5 protein-coding genes are annotated in these 4,225 nt (G+C 76.7%); 4 read left to right on the top strand and 1 reads right to left on the bottom strand.

What is annotated here, in order from left to right; translation table 11 throughout:
* Positions 1-106: 106 nt before the first annotated feature.
* The 4 genes from mnmA to V6U77_RS29660 all read left to right on the top strand — a co-directional run bounded on the left by mnmA (position 107) and on the right by V6U77_RS29660 (position 3,721).
* Complete coding sequence (gene mnmA / locus V6U77_RS29675; RefSeq protein WP_334610045.1) at positions 107-1,180, top strand: tRNA 2-thiouridine(34) synthase MnmA; 1,074 nt, start codon at positions 107-109, stop codon at positions 1,178-1,180.
* Positions 1,181-1,220: 40 nt separating this feature from the next.
* Positions 1,221-2,225 carry a methionine synthase gene (locus V6U77_RS29670; protein ID WP_334610044.1) on the top strand — a complete coding sequence of 335 codons (1,005 nt, stop codon included), beginning with the start codon at positions 1,221-1,223 and terminating at the stop codon, positions 2,223-2,225.
* Positions 2,226-2,261: 36 nt separating this feature from the next.
* A complete protein-coding gene (locus V6U77_RS29665; RefSeq protein WP_334610043.1) occupies positions 2,262-2,621 on the top strand; it encodes a VOC family protein in 360 nt (119 codons plus the stop codon).
* 98 nt (positions 2,622-2,719) lie between these two features.
* A complete protein-coding gene (locus V6U77_RS29660) occupies positions 2,720-3,721 on the top strand; it encodes an ADP-ribosylglycohydrolase family protein (RefSeq protein WP_334610042.1) in 1,002 nt (333 codons plus the stop codon).
* Between the two features lie 91 nt (positions 3,722-3,812).
* Here V6U77_RS29660 and V6U77_RS29655 read toward each other — a convergent pair.
* A partial coding sequence (locus tag V6U77_RS29655) for a type II toxin-antitoxin system PemK/MazF family toxin (protein WP_334610041.1) occupies positions 3,813-4,225 on the bottom strand: 413 nt, incomplete at its 5' end.

Raw genomic sequence — 4,225 nt, 5'->3', positions numbered from 1 at the left:
GGGTGGGAGGGGGGAGGGAGGGGGGAAAGGAGGGGGGGGGGGGGGGGGGTGGAGCGGGGTGGGGGTGGGGCGGGGATAGGGTCGGTGGGGTGGAGGGAGTGAGCCGGTGAGGGTGTTGGCGGCGATGTCGGGCGGGGTGGACTCGGCGGTCGCGGCGGCGCGAGCCGTCGAGGCGGGACACGACGTGACCGGCGTGCACCTGGCGCTGGCCCGAAACCCGCAGACCTACCGCACCGGCGCGCGCGGCTGCTGCACGCTGGAAGACTCCCGGGACGCCCGCCGCGCCGCCGACGTCATCGGCATCCCGTTCTACGTCTGGGACATGGCCGAGCGCTTCCACGAAGACGTCGTGGACGACTTCGTCGCCGAGTACGCGGCCGGCCGTACCCCCAATCCCTGCCTGCGCTGCAACGAGAAGATCAAGTTCGCCGCGGTGCTGGACCGGGCGGTGGCGCTGGGCTTCGACGCCGTGGTCACCGGCCACCACGCCCGGCTCGGCGCGGACGGCCTGCTGCGGCGCAGCGTCGACCTGCCCAAGGACCAGTCGTACGTGCTGGCGGTGCTGACCCGCGAGCAGCTGGACCGGTCGATCTTCCCGCTCGGCGACTCGACGAAGGCGCAGGTCCGCGAGGAGGCCGCCCGGCGGGGGCTGGCCGTGGCCGACAAGCCGGACTCGCACGACATCTGCTTCATCGCCGACGGGGACACCCGCGGCTTCCTCGCCGGGCGGCTCGGCGAGGCGCCCGGCGACGTGGTGGACGCCGCCACGGGCGCCGTGGTGGGCAGCCACACCGGCGCGTACGCGTACACGGTCGGGCAGCGGCGCGGGTTGCACCTGGACCGCCCGGCGCCGGACGGCCGGCCGCGCTACGTGCTGTCGATCACGCCGAAGACCAACACCGTGACCGTCGGCCCCGCCGAGGCGCTGGAGGTGTCCCGCGTGCGCGCCGAGCGCCCGGTGTGGACGGGTGGCCCGCACCCCGACGTGCCGCTGGAGTGCGAGGTGCAGCTGCGGGCGCACGGGGACGTGGTGCCGGCGACGGTCGAGCTGACCGCCGACGGGCTGCGCGCCGAGCTGCGCCGCCCCGTACGCGGGGTCGCCGCCGGTCAGGCGATCGTGGCGTACCGGCCGGACCCGGCCGGCGACGTCGTGCTCGGCTCCGCCACCATCGCCGCCTGACGACTCACCCGCCGATCCACGGACCGGTTAGTCTTCGCCCGTGACAGATCAGGTGTGGCCCTGGCCGGCCGGCGCGGCGACCGGCATCGGTTCGCTTCCCGGCACCGACATCGCCGAGGCGCAGCGGATCGTCCTGGGTGAGCTTCCCGCCCTGCCCCACCTGCCGGAGCTGCCGGCCCGGGGTCCCGGCGCCGACCTGATCGGCCGGAGCGCTGGCCTGCTGGTCGAGCTGCCCGTGGAGCTGTACGCCGCCCGCTGGCGGGTCGCGCCGCGTCCGGGGCGGGACCTGCGCCGCGCCCGTGACCTCATGGAACGCGACCTCGACCAGCTCGCGGAGCAGGCCGAGGAGTACGCGGGACCGGTCAAGATCCAGGCCGGTGGCCCGCTGACCCTGGCCGCGTCCCTGGAGCTGCCCATCGGCGGCCGGATGCTGCGCGATCCCGGCGCGGTCCGGGACCTCACCAACTCGCTCGCGGAGGGGCTGCGCGGGCACGTGGCGGCGGTCGCCCGCCGGCTGCCGCGCGCCACCGTGCTGCTCCAGCTCGACGAGCCGTCGCTGCCGACGGTGCTCGCCGGGCGGGTGCCCACCGAGAGCGGGCTCGGCGCGTACCGGGCCGTGGAGGCGAGCGACGCCGCGTCGCTGCTGCGCACGGTCGTCGAGGCGGCCGGGGTGCCGGCCCTGGTGCACTGCTGCGCGCCGGACGTGCCGCTGGAGCTGATCCGCTCGACCGGCGCCGTCGGCGTGGCCCTCGACCTCGGTCTCGTCACCGACCTGGACCCGCTGGGCGAGGCGATCGACGCGGGGCTCGGGCTGCTGGCCGGCGCCGCCTCCACCGGGCCGTCGGCCGCCGGGCGGGCGCCGACGTCGGCGCAGGTCGCCGACCGCGTACGCCAACTCTGGGACCGTCTCGGCTTTCCCCGCCGGCAGCTCGCCGAGCAGGTCGTGGTGACCCCGGCCTGCGGTCTCGCCCGCGCCACGCCGCAGTACGCGCGTGAGGTGCTCGCGGCCTGCCGGGACGCGGGACGGCGACTCGCCGAGGACTGACGTTTGTCGTCGTACGGACGGGGCAGGATGGCCGACATGATCGGACAACTGCGCACAGTGGTCATCGACTGCCCCGACCCCCGGGCCCTGGCCGGTTTCTACTCGGAGCTGCTGGGCCTGCCCGTCGATCCCGACGCCAGCGACGACGGCTGGGTCGTGGTCGCCGGCTCGGGGCACCGCCTCGCGTTCCAGGCGGCGCCCGACCTGCGCCCGCCGGCGTGGCCCGACCCGGAGCGCCCGCAGCAGTTCCACCTGGACGTGCAGGTGGCGGACGTGGAGGCGGCCGAGAAGCGGGTGCTGGAGCTGGGTGCCCGGCGGCTGCCCGGCGAGGGCGACGACTTCCGGGTCTACGCCGACCCGGCCGGTCACCCCTTCTGCCTGGTCTTCTCCGCCTGAGCCGGCCCGTCGCACCGGCGCCCCGCCGGCTGCCCGTGCCGGCGTACGGCGACGCCGTCGAGTGGTGAGCGTTGCGGGCGGGCGGCATGATCACGGGCATGATCGACACCTCGCTCCGGCGGGCCGCCGGCTCGCTCTTCGGCCTCGCCTACGGTGACGCGCTGGGCAAGCCGACCGAGTTCCTGACCGTCGCCGAGATCGTTCGCCGCTACGGGCCGACCGGCCCCCATGACCTGGCCGGCGACCCGGCGCTGGTGACCGACGACACGCAGATGGCGCTGGCGGTCGGCTGGGCGCTGCACGAGGCGCCGGCGCTGACCCCCGAGGCGGTCGGGCCGCTGCTGCGGCGACGCTTCCTCGACTGGGCGGCCAGCCCGGAGAACAACCGGGCACCGGGCATGACCTGCCTGCGCGCCTGCGCCGAACTCGGGCGCGGGGTGCGGTGGCAGGAGGCCACGGTGGCCGGTTCGAAGGGCTGCGGGGCCAACATGCGGGTCACCCCGGTCGGCCTGGTCGACGTCGACCTCGACACCCTCGCCGGGCTGGCCCAGCTCCAGGCGGGGCTGACCCACGGCCACCCGACCGGCCTGGCGGCCAGCGAGCTGACCGCGTACGCGGTGCGGCTGCTGCGCGACGGCGCGGCCCTGGCGGAGCTGCCCCGACTGCTCGTCGAGCGGGCCCGCGACCAGCGGCGGGTCTACCGCGCCGACTGGCTCGGCGACCTGTGGCAGCGCCCCGGGGTGGACGCGCCGGAGGACTTCATCGCCCGGGGCTGGGACGAGTGCCTCGCGGTCCTCGGCCGCCTCGACGCCGCTCTCGCCGGCCCCGACGACGGCGGCGACCCGTGCCGGCACACCGGCGAGGGGTGGATCGCCGAGGAGGCGCTGGCCACGGCCCTGTTCTGCGCGATCCGGCACGTCGACGACCCGGTGGCCGCGCTCGCCCGGGGCGCCACCACCGCCGGGGACTCCGACTCGATCGCCGCGCTGGCCGGCGCCTTCGTCGGCACCGCCCGGGGCATGGCGGCCTGGCCCGCCGGGTGGGCCGCACGCATCGAGTACGCCGACCAGCTCGCCGCCCTCGCCGAGGCCTGGGACTGACACGCCACCGCCACCCGTGCGCCGCACCGGCGACGCCGGCGGTGCGGCCGGCCCGGACGGGGCGCCCTCCACCGTCGCCGGCGACCGCCGGTCAGGCGCCGGGCAGGTGGGGCAGGCGGCGGATGCGGCGCCACAGGGCGGGATCGCACGCGCCGGCGTGGCGGGAGAAGTCGGCCAGCGGGACGTACGCCGGTTCGGCCAGGTCCACGAAGCTGTCGTGGTCGGCGTCGGGATCCCACTCCCGCGTCGGGATGCGCACGTGGTCGTCGCGGGCACTCTTGTCCTGACTGGTGATCTTGAGGACGTCGGCGCCCCCGTCGTCGGCCCGCAGCACCAGGCAGGGCCGCACCTTCGAGCCGGTGCCGTCGGCGTACGGGACGTCGGCCCACCAGACCTCGCCGGGACGCGGCGCACCGGCGGGGGCCCGCTCGGCACCCGTGGCGCTCCGGTCGGCAGCGGCCTCGGCGGCGATCTCCGTGGCGCCGGCCGCGCCGAGCACCACCA

This window comes from Micromonospora sp. CPCC 205546 (assembly GCF_036902715.1).
Taxonomy (GTDB): domain Bacteria; phylum Actinomycetota; class Actinomycetes; order Mycobacteriales; family Micromonosporaceae; genus Micromonospora.
Note: the sequence above shows the minus strand (reverse complement) of the source record. Positions and strands in the feature narration are given on the sequence as shown.